The 18,859-nt window shown below is 35.2% G+C and carries 18 protein-coding genes and 1 pseudogene; 14 read left to right on the top strand and 5 right to left on the bottom strand.

Translation table 11 applies throughout. From position 1 onward, the window contains the following. The first annotated feature begins 156 nt into the window (after window positions 1-156). Entirely contained in the window at window positions 157-1,263 is a 1,107-nt protein-coding gene (locus BAU23_RS20965; protein WP_000787956.1) for a metallophosphoesterase, read from the top strand. A gap of 241 nt (window positions 1,264-1,504) precedes the next feature. Further along, window positions 1,505-2,482: an HD domain-containing protein gene (locus tag BAU23_RS20960; protein WP_000587035.1), complete on the top strand. Its 978-nt coding sequence runs from the start codon at window positions 1,505-1,507 to the stop codon at window positions 2,480-2,482. Between the two features lie 42 nt (window positions 2,483-2,524). Here the strand turns inward: BAU23_RS20960 and BAU23_RS20955 are convergent, their stop codons facing one another. Both BAU23_RS20955 and BAU23_RS20950 read right to left on the bottom strand, forming a co-directional pair. Then, window positions 2,525-3,649: an anti-sigma factor gene (locus tag BAU23_RS20955; RefSeq protein WP_000501921.1), complete on the bottom strand. Its 1,125-nt coding sequence runs from the start codon at window positions 3,647-3,649 to the stop codon at window positions 2,525-2,527. A gap of 5 nt (window positions 3,650-3,654) precedes the next feature. After that, window positions 3,655-4,140, bottom strand: a complete 486-nt coding sequence (locus BAU23_RS20950; RefSeq protein WP_000824001.1) for an RNA polymerase sigma factor — start codon at window positions 4,138-4,140, stop codon at window positions 3,655-3,657. Between the two features lie 136 nt (window positions 4,141-4,276). On the opposite strand from BAU23_RS20950, the gene BAU23_RS20945 reads away from it, so the two are divergent. Further along, window positions 4,277-5,179, top strand: coding sequence for an AraC family transcriptional regulator (locus tag BAU23_RS20945; RefSeq protein ID WP_000446859.1), 903 nt, complete (start codon window positions 4,277-4,279; stop codon window positions 5,177-5,179). 132 nt (window positions 5,180-5,311) lie between these two features. Here BAU23_RS20945 and BAU23_RS20940 read toward each other — a convergent pair whose 3' ends face one another. Together BAU23_RS20940 and BAU23_RS20935 are read right to left on the bottom strand one after the other, a co-directional pair. Then, window positions 5,312-7,048: an ATP-binding response regulator gene (locus tag BAU23_RS20940; RefSeq protein ID WP_001010428.1), complete on the bottom strand. Its 1,737-nt coding sequence runs from the start codon at window positions 7,046-7,048 to the stop codon at window positions 5,312-5,314. A 9-nt stretch (window positions 7,049-7,057) separates the two neighbouring features. Next, window positions 7,058-7,759: a response regulator transcription factor gene (locus BAU23_RS20935; RefSeq protein WP_000274573.1), complete on the bottom strand. Its 702-nt coding sequence runs from the start codon at window positions 7,757-7,759 to the stop codon at window positions 7,058-7,060. A gap of 143 nt (window positions 7,760-7,902) precedes the next feature. Between BAU23_RS20935 and BAU23_RS20930 the strand changes: the two genes are divergently transcribed. The 10 genes and pseudogenes from BAU23_RS20930 to aceA all read left to right on the top strand — a co-directional run bounded on the left by BAU23_RS20930 (window position 7,903) and on the right by aceA (window position 17,804). Continuing rightward, window positions 7,903-8,751 (top strand): CPBP family intramembrane glutamic endopeptidase, encoded by an 849-nt coding sequence (locus BAU23_RS20930; protein ID WP_001067957.1) that lies wholly within the window; start codon window positions 7,903-7,905, stop codon window positions 8,749-8,751. Between the two features lie 90 nt (window positions 8,752-8,841). Then, window positions 8,842-9,041: pseudogene (locus BAU23_RS30745) on the top strand (hypothetical protein); the annotation flags it as partial. Continuing rightward, complete coding sequence (locus tag BAU23_RS20920; protein ID WP_001006056.1) at window positions 9,038-9,337, top strand: hypothetical protein; 300 nt, start codon at window positions 9,038-9,040, stop codon at window positions 9,335-9,337. The pseudogene BAU23_RS30745 and the gene BAU23_RS20920, both read left to right, overlap by 4 nt. Window positions 9,338-9,579: 242 nt before the next feature. Continuing rightward, a complete protein-coding gene (locus BAU23_RS20915; RefSeq protein ID WP_001233305.1) occupies window positions 9,580-10,845 on the top strand; it encodes a M48 family metallopeptidase in 1,266 nt (421 codons plus the stop codon). 96 nt (window positions 10,846-10,941) lie between these two features. Then, on the top strand, window positions 10,942-11,838 hold the full coding sequence (locus BAU23_RS20910) for a DMT family transporter (RefSeq protein WP_000469101.1): 897 nt from the start codon (window positions 10,942-10,944) through the stop codon (window positions 11,836-11,838). Between the two features lie 83 nt (window positions 11,839-11,921). Beyond that, window positions 11,922-12,593, top strand: a complete 672-nt coding sequence (locus BAU23_RS20905) for an S-layer homology domain-containing protein (protein ID WP_071735100.1) — start codon at window positions 11,922-11,924, stop codon at window positions 12,591-12,593. Between the two features lie 489 nt (window positions 12,594-13,082). Further along, on the top strand, window positions 13,083-13,733 hold the full coding sequence (locus BAU23_RS20895) for an S-layer homology domain-containing protein (RefSeq protein WP_071735099.1): 651 nt from the start codon (window positions 13,083-13,085) through the stop codon (window positions 13,731-13,733). A 326-nt stretch (window positions 13,734-14,059) separates the two neighbouring features. Beyond that, window positions 14,060-14,725, top strand: a complete 666-nt coding sequence (locus BAU23_RS20890) for an S-layer homology domain-containing protein (RefSeq protein ID WP_071735098.1) — start codon at window positions 14,060-14,062, stop codon at window positions 14,723-14,725. 186 nt (window positions 14,726-14,911) lie between these two features. Continuing rightward, a complete protein-coding gene (gene aceB, locus BAU23_RS20885; RefSeq protein ID WP_000107312.1) occupies window positions 14,912-16,501 on the top strand; it encodes a malate synthase A in 1,590 nt (529 codons plus the stop codon). 25 nt (window positions 16,502-16,526) lie between these two features. Next, complete coding sequence (aceA, locus tag BAU23_RS20880; RefSeq protein WP_000787339.1) at window positions 16,527-17,804, top strand: isocitrate lyase; 1,278 nt, start codon at window positions 16,527-16,529, stop codon at window positions 17,802-17,804. A gap of 39 nt (window positions 17,805-17,843) precedes the next feature. Here aceA and BAU23_RS20875 read toward each other — a convergent pair whose 3' ends face one another. Further along, window positions 17,844-18,335 carry a DUF6584 family protein gene (locus BAU23_RS20875; RefSeq protein ID WP_071735097.1) on the bottom strand — a complete coding sequence of 164 codons (492 nt, stop codon included), beginning with the start codon at window positions 18,333-18,335 and terminating at the stop codon, window positions 17,844-17,846. A 280-nt stretch (window positions 18,336-18,615) separates the two neighbouring features. Between BAU23_RS20875 and cspA the strand changes: the two genes are divergently transcribed. After that, on the top strand, window positions 18,616-18,819 hold the full coding sequence (gene cspA, locus BAU23_RS20870; RefSeq protein ID WP_000218989.1) for an RNA chaperone/antiterminator CspA: 204 nt from the start codon (window positions 18,616-18,618) through the stop codon (window positions 18,817-18,819). Window positions 18,820-18,859 lie beyond the last annotated feature (40 nt).

The following is an 18,859-nucleotide window of genomic DNA, read 5'->3' as shown; positions in this document are numbered from 1 at the left end:
AAAAATAAAGGTGCTTTGAATATAGCGGTTACAAAGAGAAGTGTATGATAATGCGGGAAGATTACAAGTAAGAAGAAAATCACTTTGATTTGCTTACTATTTACGTTCTAGGCACATAACAAGTTATAATAGAAGAAATCAATAAGGAGGCTAGCAGTGAAAAATTTTCGTTATCTCAATATATTCACTATTTTAATTGTATACACACTACTCATGTTTTACATCGGCTGGAACGGATGGGTTTGGCTCAGTACGGTGTTCGGCTGGGAATCTTGGGGATATTACGCTTTCGTAGTTGGCTTCATTTCATATGCGTATATTCTCGTACAAGTGTTTAAGTTCTTGCCATTTTTACGAACGGTCGGTTCAATTTGGTTTGCGGTCATACAATACGCACTTATGTTATTACCGTTAGCTGATATTATGGTCTTTCTTTTACAGTTTTCAGTGGAGAAAGAAGCGGCAATTATTTGGACAGGATCGGCCGTGTTACTTGCGTTCATCTTAATTTTTGCGTATGGAGTATTCAACGCATATAGTCCAGTAGTAAGAAAGTACGAAGTGCACATACCGAAAAAAGTAGAAGGGCGTAAAAGTTTACGCATTGCGATGGCCTCTGATATGCATTTCGGTAAACTGTCTGGAGTTGCTCATTTAAAGAGACTCGTTCGTCATGTAAATGAGATGGAGCCGGATATTATTTTATTGCCAGGAGATATTATCGATGATCATCCAGGTGTGTTCATTCAAAAAAATATGGGACCAATTATGAAACAAATGAAAGCTCCATTAGGCGTATATGGTGTGTTAGGAAACCATGAGTATTACGGCCGAGCTGTTCCTGAGTTTTTACAAGAGATGGATAAGATTGATATTCGTATTCTTTTAGATGAAGTCATTACAATTGAAGATGATTTTTATCTCGTTGGAAGAAGGGATAAAACAGAGCGTGATCGTCAAAGCTTTGAAAATCTAATGAGTACGGTAGATAAATCGCTTCCTGTTATCGCAATGGATCACCAACCATTTGAATTGAAACAAGCAGCGGATGCTGGCGTGGATTTACTACTATCCGGTCACACGCACCGCGGACAAATGGCACCGAATCATATTGTAACGAGAAGAATGTACGAACTAGACTGGGGATACGCACAAAAAGGTGCATTCCACGCGATTGTTTCTTCTGGGTTTGGATTCTGGGGACCACCGCTTAGACTGGGAAGTAGATCTGAGATTGTTCAGGTTGAAGTTACATTTGAATAGGATTATGAAATAGAGAGCTGAGTGCTCTCTATTTTTAAAAATGAAAAAAGGCTCCATATAAGGAGCGCTCAATAAAAACAAATGAATTAAAACAAATAACAGACATTTATAATATACATAAAAATAAATGTAAAATCAATATATTTTTAATTATAGATATAAGAGGGCGAAATGTCCGTATTTACTCTCTTTGGAAAAAGAGATACTATAAGAAGACGCTGCTTAAAAAGGGGGATTTTAAGTGATCATATCAGATGTCATATACGGTGAGTTTAAAGTAGATAAAGTGTTAGAAGACTTAATTTTAAGTAAACCTGTGCAAAGGCTGAAAGGGATTCATCAAGCCGGAGCAAGTTACTTAATGAATGAGAAATGGAATGTAACGCGCTTTGATCATTCAGTTGGTGCTATGTTGTTAATTAAAAAACTTGGTGGTTCAGTAGAAGAACAGATTGCTGGTTTACTGCATGACGTATCGCATACTGCTTTTTCTCATGTGATTGATTATGTTTTTGATAGCGAAAATGAAAGTTATCATGAAGAAATATTTAGTTCTGTCGTGAAAAACTCGGAAATCCCGGCGATTCTTTCAAAACATGGTTATAACTATGAAGATATTTTGTTAGATGATTCGAAGTGGACTTTACTTGAAAGATCTGCGCCAGAATTATGTGCAGACCGAGTGGATTACACATTACGGGATATGTTTACATATGGATATATTTCTTTAGAAGAAGTTCATAGTTTTTTAGAGGATGTAATCGAAGTAGATGGGAAAATGGTCATTCAAAATATCGAAATAGCAGAATGGTTTACAGAAACGTATTACAAAGAGGTAATCGATTTCTTTATGAAGCCAATGAACATTTACGGAAACGATATGTTAGCTAAAACGTTAAAATTAGCTCTTCATAAAAAGGTTATTCATGCAGATGACTTTCTCCTTGAAGATTATGAGCTTATTACGAAATTGCAGCTATGTAAAGATCAAGAAGTAGATGCTTTATTAAGAAAAGTTCATCCAAGTATAGAAGTAAAAGAAGATAGAAATGAGTATGATCTACATCAGAAAAATAAAGTGCGTCTTATTGACCCGCCCTTACTTCGTGAAGGGAAAATCGTTCAGGCGTCTGTCGTATCAGAAAAAATAAGACAGATGAGCGATATCGCTTATGAAAAGGCGATAAGAGGGATGTATGTGAAAGTGATTTCTGAGTAAAAAAGGTAGAGCATCCAATAGGGATGCTCTACCTTTTTCTCATTAATGATCAAACCAATTCCAAACCTCAATATCTCCAAGAGTCGCATAGCGTACGTGCGGGGAGTTTTGTAATTTTAATAATTCTTTCGACGGGCCAGTAATGACCATTCCGTATACTTTTACGCCGTTATCTTTTACATATTTATAACGTTTATCTAAGTTCAGCTGATCCTCAGGAAGCATAGCTACTTTATTTACAGTTTTTTCATGCGTAGAAAGAATACGCATCATTTCAATTACTTTAGCCTCTTGTGTTTTCAGATTTTCTGTTTCATCATCAAGGAATCCTATATGTTCTGGAAATCCTATAAAGTCGCCCCCAGATAGGATGAAATCTTCTTCGTTTATTCTTTCTTGTCCCGTATCTAAAGCGTACCATACAGGAGTTGGAGGGATTTCTTGTGCTTCAAATACGCTATATAAAAGTGGTTCTAATTCTTGTAAAGTGTAAGGTTTGTCAAAAGATATTGCTACTTCTGCAACGGTTCCCTCATGTACCTTTGCGAGTGTATCCCAAACCTTTTGAGATGCATCTTTCAAATAATCACCTTGCTTGATTTTTGGATGAACAAAGTGGATGTTCGGTTGATAGTGCATATTCACCCAAGATTTATGTGTGATATTTAAAGAAGATAAGAAGCTGCTTGTTTCTATTGTACCGAGTGGCATTTCTTTTTTACCAATCGTTTTGACTAAATCAAATTGGCTGTTTGTTCGAAAGAAAGCTTCTACACTTGTTCCGCCCCCCATGACGCGGCTATTTGGGATAGTTGCTTCAAGTGCAAGAGAAGGAACATCTCGTATTTCTTTTAGTCGTTTATCATTATCAGCTTGAAAATAAAAGGCAGATAATGCTCCGCCAATCATATATATAACGATACAAATTGCTAGTATAAAACCAACCGTTTGTAATCGATGTTTCCACTTAATCCTCCAAAATGGAACTTTAAGATCTTTTGGAGGCAACCTTTTCTTTACTGGTTCACTCTTCGCAAGCAATTCATCCAAGTGCACTTCACACTCTTCGCAAGTCTCAATATGACTTTCTAACCGTTCTTGTTCATCATGTGTGAGAGTTCCTTTTTCGTATTTCTCCCACAGTTTTTTAAACTCTGTACAACCCATCTGTATCACTCCTTTATGCTTTTCGTTTCTTTTCGTCCTCGGTGTAATTCAATTTTTACTTTTGCTAACGAGAGGTTAGTCATTTCTGCTATTTCCTTATAGGAGAATCCGTAGTAATCTCGTAGTAGCAACACATTTCGTCTTTCGAGCGGAAGTGAGGATATACTTTGTAACCAACTAGTAATCTCATGTTTTACGAAATAAGAGTGTTCTGTACTTGGCACGTTTGGTAAATGGAATTCTTCAATTTGCGTTGTTTTATACTTCTTTTCTTTTCGGTACCAATCGATAAAGGCGTTGTAGGCGATTGTAAATAACCATGGCCTAATTTCCTCTCCTTTATAATAGTCAATATGGACGAGCATTCGGTAAAATGTTTCTTGCATGAGATCTTCAGCACTATGAGAATCTCCGGTTAGGGAGAGAAGATAGCGAAATAAATCTTGCATATGCTCTGAGTAAATTTCTTCTAATGATTGTTTGCGCTTCACTACATTTCCCTCCCTTCATACATAACAACGAAATACATATAAAAAAGTTACAATTTTTACGGAATTATAGTAAAAAACGTCAAGAATTGGATAGGATTCTCTTTTATCATAATACATATAAGGCGGGTGAACAGAGATGGAAAGCTATGAAACACAAATTCAAAGGTCAATTGATTATATTGAGGAAGATGTAATGGAAAAACAAACGCTGCGTAATTTAGCACGTGTTGCAGGTTTTTCTGAGTCGCATTTTCATCGTGTATTCCAGGCGTTAGTAGGCGATACAGTAATGGAGTATGTTCGAAAGAGGAGGTTAGCCCGGGCAGCTTATCAACTTTCTCATACGGATGAAAAAGTTATTGATGTCGCATTTGAGCATGGCTTTCAATCTCACGAAACGTTCACGAGAGCCTTTAAAAAATTATTTCAAATGACACCAAGTGAATATCGAAAACAAGAAATTGAAACACCAATGTATTATAGAGTGAATGTAAAACAAAGAAAATTAAATCCATATTTAGGGGGCATACAAATGGAATATCGTATTGTAAATAAACCAGAATTTTTAATGGCGGGTTATGAGCTGAAGACGACAAGTAAAGAAGGAAAAAACCATCAAGATATCCCAGCATTTTGGCAAGAATATTTACAAAAAGATCTTGGAACGACGATTCCGAATCGTAAAGATACGAGCCAATGGGTAGAGCTAGGATTATGTACTGATTTTAATTTAGAAACAGGGGACTTCACTTATATTATTGGAATGGAAGTTACAGACTTTGAAAATGTACCAAATGCAGTTGCAAAGCGTACATTCCCAGCCGCGACATATGCAGTATTTACAACGCCGAAAGTTCCTCATGAAGAAATGGTATCGTCTATTCATCAAACGTGGAATGCTGTATTCTCAGAGTGGTTCCCGCATTCAGGATACGAACATTGCGGCGTTAATGAGTTTGAGCTATACGATGAACGTTCCCATGCAGATAAAAGTGAGTTCGCTCAAATTGAACTTTGGATACCGGTGAAGAAGAAATAATAGAAAGAAAGACCGTCCAAAAGGTATTTTTGGACGGTCTTCTTTTATTAATAGGTTGCTACTACTGTCGTATTTTGTAGTTAAGTCGATATAATGGGAGTTGTGTACGATATCATTTCATTTACTAGCATGCTACACTGGAAACACAAGTATAATCGTCGTTCCCTTTCCAAGTTCACTATCAATGGAGATCGTTCCGTTATGAGCATGAACGAGCTGTTTTGTAATGGCGAGGCCAAGTCCAGTTCCGATGTTGCTTTCTTCTGTATTCGTTCCTCTGTAATATCGCTCGAATAGAAGCTCTTTCGTTTTATCATCCATACCTTTTCCATCATCTGAAATAGATAGTGTAAATGAATTTGCATTTTGCGAAAGTTTTACGATTACGTTTGTTGTTTCATTATTATGTTTTACAGCGTTTGCGAGTAGGTTTTCGATAATACGTTGGAACCATTTTTCTTCAATAAAATATTGGATTTTGCTTGAACTTGGCACAAATTCAATGTTTTGATTTTGTAGTGTCGGGTTATTAATAAATTGTAATAATACTTTTTGGACGAAATGATTAATTTCAACATTTACGTGTTGCGCAGGCAGAGTATCATTTTTTAATTGATATGTTAAGCTTAAGTCGTCAATTAATGTAGTCATATATTGAGATTTTTCTTTCATTACATGGCCAAATTGTTGAATGTCTTGATCAGTCCAATTATATTGCTTCGATTCTAGTAATAGTGCATAGCCGTATATAGAGCTAAGCGGTGTTTTTAGATCATGCGTCAGGCCGCTAATCCACTCTTCACGTGTTTGTTGCAGTACTTTTCTCATTGCATCGTTCTTTTTCAAAGTAATAGAAAGGTGCTCTAGTGAGTTTGTAACATCTTTAAATATACGGAACGACCATTTTTCTTTACCGGAGCGCCGGAATCGAACAGGTTTTCCTTTTTTACTAACAGGTTCTTCATATTTTCCTCCGGCTATGTTTTTAAGCCAGCGCATCGTGTGTAATAAAGGCTTTCCAAACTTATTTCCATACCAAATTGAAAGAATGACTAAATAAACAAACACAATAAGGAGGATTAAGCTGCATCCGATTAGAAGTTTTTTGGTAAATATATCATCTAATTCATCATCTGGATAATAATGAGCGTTTGGGGCGGATACAACGACGAGATGACCGCTATTTGAATCGTAAAAACTAGATGTATTTTCTTTATAATTCCACGGTTCTTTTTCATTAAGAGCCGTTTTTATAGCCGAAAATGTTTTTTTCTTCCCAGTTGGATAGGAAAAAACTTCTTCGCCATTGTTATTAAATACTTGCAGTGTTGCTTTTTCTTTAGAAATTAATTGTTTTTCTTGTTCAGTTAGTGCAAATTCATTTAATGATAAAGAAGGATGCCCTTGTTGTATCGTTTTTAGTAAAGCATTACTTTTTAGTTTGGCACCGTAAATAACGATCACTGGTTTCTCTTCTAATTTAATTTCCCAATAGTTAAATTTATAAATACTGTTGCTGCTATTCTGTAAATACGTAAGTAAGGATGTCTTTGTGTAAGAGGTAGGAACATCGTTAGGCGTATTAAAGTTGTAAAGGACCTTTCCATCTTCATCTACAATTTGAAGCCAATCACTCTTTTCTTTTATTAAATCTTTTACCTTAGATTTTAAAGTAATGTTATTGTCTTCAGAAGAAATATATTCGGAGATTGTAAAGGTATCATAATCAGAAATATTAGGTTCATATAAAGTACTATTAAGAAGAAAAATTAAATAAGAAAAAGAAGCGACTACTGCGATAAGTAACGTAACTAAGACAAAAACGTGTTGTAAAATAAACTGTATTATAAGTCGTTTATTAAAATTCATATCGTTAACCTACTTTGTAATGAACTTATAGCCAAGTCCACGAACTGTTTTTATGTATTCTGGTTTACTTGGATCTTGTTCAATTTTTTCACGTAGCTTTCGAATGTGAACCATAACAGTATTATCATCTCCATTATAGGCAGGTGCTCCCCAAACTTTTTCATATATTTCTTCTTTCGAAAATACGTAGTTCGGATTCTCACAAAAGAAGAGTAGTAGTTGAAAGAGCTGAGCCGAACATTCGACAACGTTTCCATCTACTGTTAGTTCCGCAGAATGTTGATCAATTTCAAATCTCCCAAATGAAATGGAGTGCGTTTTTTGTTCTTGTACGCTTTGCTGCATATGTCTTCGAAGTTGGGCTTTCATACGAGCCACTACTTCTAGCGGATTAAATGGCTTCGTAATGTAATCATCCGCACCGTATGAAAATCCAGATACTTTATCTAAATCAGAAGTTTTCGCTGTTAGAAAGAAGATGGGGCAATCCGTTTTTTGGCGAATGATTGGACAAATGTCAAAACCGGACTGTCCAGGAAGCATCACATCTAAAATGATTAAATCGTAATTGTTTTGCTCGGTGAGAGATAAGGCTAGTTCCGCAGATGTTGCAGTTGTAATATGAGAAAAACCTTCTTTTTTAAGAATGGTGGTTAGTAATTGTAAAATTGCTGTTTCATCATCAACAAGTAAAATATTTGCGTGATACATATATATGAATCCCTCCTAATTTCCTCGAATATCATATCATCTTTTTGTAACTTATGGAATTTTTAAGGAAATTTTAAGGTTTTCTTTCACAAAAAATTAAGATTCAAATGATATGATAAAAGTAACATGGGGAGGAGATGAATGTGAATCCGTTTCAAACGATGCGAGCTAGATATTTTTTAATTGTATTTGCATTATTAATTTTAGTAGCACGAAGTAGTAATGAAGTGCTAGAAAATACATTTCATATACAGAATTCATCTTTAATAAATATTCTTATATTTTATATCCTTCCAATAATATGGCTGTTTTACGGATATAGAAAGCATCGTGTTTCATTTTCATTATTTATTAATCGAAACGAAACATTTAACCTAGTGCAAGTTTTGTATATCGCAATTATGCTATGTATTTTTAGTTACGGCTATCTTATTCTGTATATGTACAGCTTTGCATGGATTACACCAGATTTTATTATGAATGCCTTGCATGAACCGATTATAGATAGTACCGGGGGATATGTATATCAATTTATTATGGTCGTATTTATCGCGCCTATTGTCGGAGAATTTGTTTTTCGAGGATTTTTACTACAGCGTTTTGCAGCGAAATGGGGTACTAGTATAGCAATGGTCGTTGTAGCACTTTTATTTGCGTGCTTACATGTTGATTTCCTTGGTGCAGTTGTGTTTAGCATCGTACTATCAATTGTATATATTCGTACGAAAAGCTTACTCATGCCAATTGCCATTCATATGTTAAACAATGCGTTTGTGCTTAGTGCTTCTTTTTTAGTAAGCAGAGAAAAGATAATGAGTTTTGCCGATTTTTCGAACTATACGACATTCTTTCCAGGATTAATTATTTTTATAGCAGGATTAAACTTAGTACTCATCTTTTTATTTGTGAATCGCAAATATTGGAGTAAAGAAGTGCCTGTTATATATGAGGAGAAGGAAAAGAGCTTTTCGAGCATAGTGGGGGATAAGTAAGGTAGAGAAGATGTTTGAGGAAATATTGAAGGAAATGATAGATTCCACCTCTATTAGACGTAAGTACTTCTCCATCAATAATGATTTCATCTTATCGTGTTAGGGACATTAATAATAGTTAGCTTTATTGTGGAAGAAATGATGAGGCGTATCTTCAGACAGTATGTAAAGAACGAAGAAAATTATGTTAGGGCTCATAAAATGTTTGAGAAAGTAGTGGGGACTTTTATTTTATGAAAACTAAATCATCATTAATTCGAAATTTGAAAGGGATGTATAAAATTATATGAATGAAACAATATCGTCAAATAAGTTTTTTTATTTGATTGTACTGAGTTTAGTATTGATTACGACAGTAAATGTTGTTCTTCGCTGGGAGGAAGCTTACTTTTTTATGTATTTAGCGCTCCATTTATTAGGGATTTTATGCATAACGGGCGGAGTAGTTGCTGAGAAAAAGCATGAAGAAAGTATTAATTATATGTGTGTGATGGGTCTTATTTTACTTTTAACTGTACAAGGTATTATGAAATATAGTTCATTTTCTTTGCAAGATTTTAGTTTATTAATAGATGTGCTTCCTTAAGAAGGATTTTAAGGACTATGAATATATACGATATGTAAAAGGCGCTGGTTTGTAAGTACATTTCCTATACCAGATTATGAGCCGAAGAAAATATTTAAAAACAGGTGAAACTCTTCTTGTAATAGAAGAGTTTTTTTATGTAAATGGAACGAGCTAGAACAATTCTCACGATTAGCTTGTTCTAATTTTGAAAGTACGAACTTACAATAATAATAGACAGGCAGCATAGAGGAGGGAATAGCGTGAGGAAAGTTATTGGATGGTCGCTTTTTTTGTACGTTGGGTTTGCGTTACTTATATATTGGTATTTATTTGGATGGAATCATGAACTCATTCCGGACATGTATAAAGGAACGAGGGCAGATCCAGAGACTTTTATGAATGCGAGGGAGCTTACGCTAAGCCAAGATTATTCGCGCGTGAAAAACTTACTGTACTTTTTAGCGACGCCTCTTGAATGGATTATTTTATTGTTTGTACTTGTGCTCGGTATTTCAAAAAAGTTTGAGAAATGGTCGAAGGAAACGACCAAAATAAATGTCTTACAAGTTGCGATTTATTTCTTTTATTTATCATTACTGACAACAGTTCTTGCATTACCGATGCAATGGATTGGGCGTAAAGTGTCGGTTGATTACGGTATTTCCACGCAAAGTACACAAAGCTGGATAAAAGATCATGTTATCGATTTTTGGGTGAATTATGCGACTATGTTACTCATTGTTACAGTTCTTTTATGGCTCATCCGTAAATTCCCGAAGAGATGGTGGCTAGCAGGGTGGGCACTCTCTGTACCGTTTACAATTTTTTTAACGTTCGTGCAACCTGTTGTAATTGATCCACTTTATAATGATTTTTCAACGCTGAAAAATAAGGAATTAGAAACGAAAATCTTAGCAATCGCAGATAAAGCTGATATTCCATCTGAACATGTATATGAAGTAAATATGTCGGAAAAAACAAATGCGTTAAATGCATATGTAACAGGAATTGGAAAAAACCTTCGTATTGTAATGTGGGATACAACACTTCAGCAATTAAAAGATAAAGAGATTTTATTTATTATGGCCCATGAAATGGGACATTACGTAATGAAACATATATATTGGGGCGTTGCGAGTTATATTTTCATATCGTTTATAGGTATGTATTTAATTAGTCGTATTTTAAATATGTGTATTCGAAAATGGGGAGATACGCTGCAAATTTCCAAAATGGCATGTTTTTCAATTTTACCTTTATTTTTCTTAATTTCCTCTGTATTATCGTTTGCGTCACAACCAGCAACAAACTACGTTTCTCGTATAGAAGAACGAGCGGCAGATCAATACGCTTTAGATATGACAAAAGATGGGGAATCTGGCGTAAAAACTTTTCAATATTTATCAAAAACGAGCTTAAGCCAAGTAAATCCACCTGCGTTAGTGAAGTTTTTCTTATATACCCATCCACCAATTTTCGAAAGAATTCATACGTTTGAACAATATAAAAAAGAAAAGAAGCAGTAGTGTACTGCTTCTTTTTTTCATGGGTCATTCGAGTTTTGGAAAATTATAGTGTATAATATATGGGATATTCAGTGGAATGTTTAGGAGGTTAATATTTTGTTTCATTCAAAATCAATGCCGGCTATAAAAATGATTCTTTCGATGTCTATTTTCGGATCGATTGGATTTTTTTCTGTTCAGACAGGTTTACCGTCTTTTGAATTAGTATTCGTTCGTTGTATTTGTGCGACTTTATTTTTAGCATTATGTTGGTTCGTAACAGGGCAATACAAAAGTGAGAAATGGAACAAAAAAGAGACCATACAAATATTAGCTTGTGGTGTATTTCTCGTTTTTAACTGGGTATTTTTATTTAAAGCGTTTGAAGTCATGTCGATTACAATTGCGATTTCTGTGTATCATCTTGCACCGATCATCGTATTAATAATTGGTAGTATTGTATTTAAAGAGAGGTTAACAGCATTTGCGGTTCTGTCCATTGCCATATGTTTCATCGGTACAGTTTTAGTAGCTGGGGTAGATGGAAGTATGTCGCTTGAGAAACTTATGTCGTCTGGAATGGTGTGGGCGCTTCTTGCAGCTTTATTTTATGCATTTACAACGTTGCTCGGAAAAGGAATTAAGCATACAAGTGCATATGCGATGACATTTTTACAAACGTTTTTAGGTATATTTTTATTGCTACCATTCGTAGACTTCGGGAAGTTTCAAGGATTAACAGAGATGAACTGGATGATGATCACAGCGACAGGACTTATACATACGGGATTTGTATATTACTTATTTTTTGACAGTTTAAGAGATTTATCGACGAGATTAATTTCGGTATTAGTGTTTTTAGATCCTGCGGTTGCAATACTATTAGATACAGTCTTTACCGGATTTAGACCGACTAGTATGCAAGTAGTGGGGATTATCCTTATATTTGTAGGAATGGCATTTACTTTTCGGAAGCCGCGAGATGAAAGAGTACAAGTATGCTCAGAAGCATGATTTATTCCAATAATTGAATAATATTGTAAATATTTAGAGTGTTCAATATAATCGAAAAAGAGGTGAATAAAGAAAAAAGGTGGATGACTAAAATGAAGAAGTTATTAAAAGTAGCTACATCATTAACGTTAATGGCGGGAATATTTGTAAGTGCAAATGGTGTATCTGCAAATACAGATGTTATCCAAAAATCTGGTCCTGATATTATGATAGAGTTTGATGATGTAACAACAGGTCATTGGGCATATGATGAAATTACGAATTTAGTATATCATCGAATTATGTATGGATATGGAAATGGTAAGTTTGGTGTAGAAGATAATATAACACGTGAACAGGCAGCGGCAGTGCTACATCGTGCACTTCATTTAAAGCGAAGTGTGTTTAATGAAAATCCATATGGAGATATTAGTGGGAAATCAACAATGTTTCCTTATGAAATTCTTCATTTAACAAATAACGGTATTTTTAAAGGGGACGAAAATGGAAATTTCCGTCCGAAAGATACACTGACTCGTGCAGAATTAGCACAAATTTTAACGAAAGCATATGAGTTAAAAGCGAAGCGTCCACATACATTTACAGATATACCAGAAAACCATTGGGCAAGAGATGCAATTAGCGCATTGCAGTCTAATAAAGTTGCGGTAGGAACGGGAGATGGCAAGTTCGAGCCTGAAATGCTCGTTACACGTGGGCAATTTGCGAAGTTTTTACAGCGATCAATTGATAATTCACCAGGGAAATGGGAATAAATAAGAGTATAAAAAAAGTACAAGTAGATTATACTTGTGCTTTTTGTCTGAAAGGTAAAGTTTTTACATAATGCAATTTTTAGATTCTATTTAAACGATTAATCAATGAAGCTGGAAAAAGCGCAAATATGATATTTGCGCTTTTTTTGTCTAGAAAGTGAAATTTTTATAAGTGAAGGACTTGATTAGTAGATAGTAGAATATTTTATATATAACATCTTTGCAAAAGCTTTTGTTTATCCTTTTTGAAAATCAAACAGAGAAACTAGAGCGAAAAGATGAGAATATATCTTCAAATGATTTGCATGCAATTCAGAATACCAATTGGAATTGAGAGCGAATTGGCTCTCCTAGTAATCTTCAAAATAATAGATATTAAAAATGCAATATATTACATAGGGCTTGCAAATACAGCATATGTAATATGGGGAAAGAATTTAGTCTATTATGTTCCACTTTTAATAAAGTGGAAATGAAGGAGCGAGGACAATGAAGAAAAAAATGTTCCGTGTAATGGCGGCAGCGACTATTATGGGTGGATTATTGGTAAGTGCAAATGTTCCTAACATAAAAGCAGAAGAATATCCTGAAATGATTGTATTTGACGATGTCCCAGTAAACCATTGGGCATATGATTATATTCTAGATGCGGCATATAATAAAATTATGCTAGGTTATGGAAATGGAAAGTTTGGTGTAGGTGATAACGTAACACGTGAACAAGTGGCGGCAGTACTATATCGCGCACTTAATATAAAACATGAAGGACCGTTAAAAAATCCGTATAATGATATTTCTGAAAGATCAACAATGTTTCCAAATGAAATTTTAGCATTAACAGAACGCGGTATTTTTAAAGGTGATGAGAAGGGGAACTTTAGACCCAGAGAAACAATAACACGTGCAGAAGTAGCGCAAGTTCTTACACAGGCATATTCCTTTGAAGTGAAGCAACAGCATACATTTAAAGATGTACCAAATAATTACTGGGCGAAAAATGCAATTAGTGCCTTGCAATCTAATAATGTCATAGTAGGAACAGGAAATGGAAAGTTTGAACCGAATAAAATTGTAACACGTGAGCAATATGCAACATTTTTATATAAAGCTATTATTAACTTTCATTTAAAAAATGAATAACAATAAATTATATTGATATAGTATATTTTTTGAAAGAAAGCGCGAAGATAACGCGCTTTTTTCTTATTTTAAATTGTTTATTTGTATATTTATTCTGATGTTAACAGTGGGGTGAATAGTATAGAATGGAAAAAATAGGATAATCTTAGTTACTTTTTATGTTTAAAAAGTATGGTTTAGTAACTTCATTGTTCACTAAGTATAAAGATAAGTATATAAAATACAGTTCACAAATTAGACAAAACTTATATGGATAAGTGTATTGTTACTTTTCCGTTAATTCTTTATATTAGAAAAAAATATGTTTTTTTTAGGGAGAGAATACAGTGAAGAAAAAGATTTTAAAAGTAGCAACAGCTTTAACAATTATGGGTGGAGTTGCATTTAGTGCTGAAGGCGCTACAGCGAATGCTGAAGTAGCTGCTAAGTCTAAGCCACAACAAGCAAGTCAGGCTATCTTTAAAGATGTACCAGCAGGACATTGGTCTTACGAAGCAATTCAAACTTTAGCAGAAGAAGAAATTATGCTTGGTTATGGAAATGGCGTGTTCGGTTTTGGACATAACATAACTCGTGAACAAGTAGCTGCTTTGATTTATCGTACTATCGATTTCAGTGAAGTATTCGAGGAAGGCGATATCCTTGAGAATCCATACAAAGATATTAATGAAAAATCAACAATGTTCATAGAAGAAATTTTAGTATTAACAGAGGTAGGTATCTTTAACGGTGATGGAACTGGAAACTTTAGACCGAAAGATACACTAACACGTGCAGAAATGGCTCAAGTGCTTACAGTAGCATATGAGTTAGAGGTAAAAGGAACACAAGGATTTAAAGATGTACCGAAAGGACATTGGGCATACAATGCGATTAATGCAGTAGGTTCAAATGGTATTTCTGTAGGAGATGGAACTGGAAACTTTGCTCCAAACATGAAAGTAACACGTGAACAATATGCGCAGTTCTTATTTAAGACAATTTTTGAATAAATAATAAAAAAGAGTCAGTGTTATATAACACTGACTCTTTTTTTGTTGAAATCATAATGGATAAACACAGTTTTGTAAAAAAATCATTAAATTTCCAAAAAAAACTTCCTTTTCTGAAGATTTGTTATATAATATAAAACATAAAATCAAATCTGTTATAAAACAGTTTAAAAAGGGGATGCTAATATGTCGACGCAAACTTCACGGGTTACATTGCCTGGAGAAATGTTACCAGCGTACAACGAAATATTGACACCTGAGGCGCTTAGCTTTTTAAAGGAACTACATGGAAATTTCAATGAACGCCGCACAGAACTTTTACAAAAGCGTGTGGAGAAACAAAAAAGAATTGATGCAGGGGAGTTTCCTACGTTCTTAGAAGAAACAAAGCATATACGTGAAGGGGATTGGACAATCGCTGAGCTTCCGAAAGATTTAGAGGATCGCCGTGTGGAGATTACTGGACCGGTAGATAGAAAGATGGTCATTAACGCTTTAAATTCAGGAGCACATCTTTTTATGGCAGACTTTGAAGATTCGAATGCACCAACTTGGAGAAATGCTGTTGAAGGTCAAATTAACTTACGAGATGCTACTAGGGGAACGATCTCACATAAAAATGAGAACGGAAAAGAATATCGTTTAAATAGTAAAACAGCTGTCTTAATTGTGCGTCCGAGAGGGTGGCATTTAGAAGAAAAGCATATGCAAGTTGACGGCAAGAACATGTCTGGCAGTTTGGTGGATTTTGGATTGTACTTTTTCCATAATGCGAAGACGCTTTTAGCAAAAGGAAGTGGTCCATACTTTTACTTACCGAAAATGGAAAGTTACTTAGAGGCAAGATTATGGAATGACGTTTTCGTATTTGCTCAAAAGTATATCGGTATTCCGAACGGAACGATTAAAGCGACTGTGTTAATAGAAACGATTCACGCTTCATTTGAAATGGATGAAATTTTGTATGAACTAAGAGATCATTCTGCTGGTTTAAACTGCGGGCGATGGGATTATATATTTAGTTTCTTAAAGAGTTTCCGAAATCATAATGAATTTTTACTCCCAGATAGAGCGCAAGTCACGATGACAGCACCGTTTATGCGCGCGTATTCTTTGAAAGTTATTCAAACGTGCCACCGCCGTAATGCACCAGCTATTGGAGGAATGGCAGCACAAATTCCGATTAAAAACAATCCAGAAGCGAATGAAGCAGCTTTTGAAAAAGTGCGTGCTGATAAGGAGCGCGAAGCTTTAGATGGACATGACGGGACTTGGGTTGCCCACCCGGGACTTGTACCGGTTGCAATGGAAGTATTTAATCACATAATGAAAACGCCAAATCAAATTTTTAGAAAGCGTGAAGAAATACGTGTAACAGAAAAGGATTTATTAGAAGTACCGATGGGAACGATTACAGAAAGTGGTCTTCGCACGAATATTAACGTTGGTATTCAATATATTGCATCTTGGTTAAGCGGGCGGGGAGCAGCTCCAATTTATAACTTAATGGAAGATGCAGCAACAGCGGAAATATCAAGAGCACAAGTATGGCAGTGGATTCGTCATGAGGGTGGAAAGTTAAGTGATGGCCGTGATATCACTTTTAAATTGATGGAAGAATTGAAAGAAGAAGAGCTAGCAAAAATAGAAAGAGAGATTGGTAAGGAAGCGTTTAAGAAAGGGAGATTTGCAGAAGCTACAAAACTGTTTACAAACCTTGTTCGCAATAACGAGTTCATGCCGTTTTTAACATTACCGGGTTATGAAATTTTATAAAAAACAAGAAAAGGGGATGGAACATATGAAAAACGAAAGAATTGATACATTGCAAGAAAGCTGGGAGTTAGATACACGCTGGAAAGGGATCACACGTCCATATTCAGCTGAAGATGTAATTCGTCTGCGCGGATCGATTGATATTGAACATACGTTAGCGCGCTACGGTGCAGAGAAGCTTTGGAAATCACTTCATACAGAAGATTATATTAATGCACTTGGCGCATTAACAGGAAACCAAGCGATGCAACAAGTGAAGGCTGGATTAAAAGCAATTTATTTAAGTGGTTGGCAAGTAGCGGCAGATGCGAATCTTTCTGGACATATGTATCCTGATCAAAGCTTATACCCAGCGAACAGCGTACCAGCTGTTGTAAAGCGAATTAACCAAACGCTTCAACGTGCTGATCAAATTCAGCATATGGAAGGAAATGGTGATACGGATTATTTTGTACCAATTGTGGCGGATGCTGAAGCGGGGTTTGGTGGACAATTAAACGTATTTGAACTAATGAAAGGGATGATTGAAGCTGGTGCATCTGGCGTACACTTTGAAGACCAATTATCTTCAGAGAAAAAATGCGGGCATTTAGGCGGAAAAGTATTATTACCGACGCAAACAGCGGTGCGTAATTTAATTTCGGCACGTCTTGCTGCGGATGTAATGGGTGTACCAACAATTATCGTCGCAAGAACAGATGCAGATGCTGCAGATTTAATTACGAGTGATATCGATCCGGTTGATCAAGAGTTTATTACAGGTGAAAGAACACCAGAAGGGTTTTATCGTACGAAAGCAGGTCTTGATCAAGCAATTGCACGTGGTTTAGCGTATGCGCCGTATGCAGATCTCGTTTGGTGTGAAACGTCGGAGCCAAATTTAGAAGATGCAAAACGCTTTGCGGACGCAATTCATAAGAAATATCCAGGGAAGCTACTCGCTTACAACTGCTCCCCTTCATTTAACTGGAAACAAAAGTTAGATGAAAAAACGATTGCAAGCTTCCAAAAAGAAATTGCATCATACGGTTATAAATTCCAGTTCGTAACGCTTGCTGGATTCCATTCATTAAATTACGGCATGTTTGAATTAGCGCGTGGTTATAAAGAGCGCGGCATGGCAGCGTACTCTGAATTACAGCAAGCAGAGTTCGCAGCAGAAAAAGATGGTTACTCTGCAACGCGCCATCAACGCGAAGTAGGAACAGGATATTTTGATGAAGTAGCACAAGTTATTACAGGCGGTACTTCATCAACGACTGCACTAAAAGGATCTACGGAAGAAGAACAGTTTACGAAATAAAGATAAAAGTAGGTGTCTATAATAGGCACCTACTTTTATTTATAATATCCAATTCACTATAGTGAATATACCAATAGTAGCAGTAAAAAGAAGGAATGCGAATAATGCTAGACAGCCCCATACCAATAGCTTGTCTTTCCATGTTTCTTCATCATCATCATCATCAATGAGTTTTTCTACCACTTTTTTCTGTAATGGATGTTCCGTATGTAGTCCTGTAATAATGTCATGATCTCCTTTGAATTTTAAAGCACGTACAATATGATAAGGATCATTTCCCATCGATTTTTCAAACTGTCGACATGCCGCGTGCATAACATCTGTTTTTTCTTTTTCAAGATACCAATATCGTCCAGCCATTTCGGGGTATTGTAATGTAAAGTAAATATCACCGAGTTTTTTTCTAAGTTCTAACTCATTCGGATAAGTAGCGATTAATCCGTGTACTCTATCTCTTGCTTTTCCGAGGTTGTTATTTTCAATATCTTTTTCAATTTTCTTTAATGTTTTTTCAGGGATTATTTCTACCATGTAATCCTCCTTTATTAGAATAGGTGTGGTTATATTTTATAAGAAATAATAAAATTTAGAAATTTTATTTTTAAAAAGGATTGTACATTCTATTTTAAGTATGCTATGATAATACCAGTTGAATAATTAAATTAAGCAATCCATATATTATCAAGTGCCGAAAACGAACGAGAAAAAGTATGTGAGAACTAGTTTATGTTTCGTATTTGATAATGTGTGGATTCTTTTTTTATACATGAAGACTAAATAATAAAATGTATTTTCTTAGGAGGAAATAATTATGACAGTTACAGGACAAGTAAAATGGTTTAACAACGAAAAAGGCTTCGGTTTCATCGAAGTTCCAGGCGAAAACGATGTATTCGTACATTTCTCTGCAATCGAAACTGAAGGTTTCAAATCTTTAGAAGAAGGTCAAAAAGTTAGCTTCGAAATCGAAGAAGGCAACCGTGGACCTCAAGCTAAAAACGTAATCAAACTATAATTTTATAGTTTATTATAGAAAAAAGGATGGCTTATGCCAT

The organism is Bacillus nitratireducens (assembly GCF_001884135.1).
In the GTDB taxonomy this organism is placed as follows: Bacteria; Bacillota; Bacilli; order Bacillales; family Bacillaceae_G; genus Bacillus_A; species Bacillus_A nitratireducens.
This window is presented reverse-complemented; position numbering and strand designations above follow the sequence as displayed.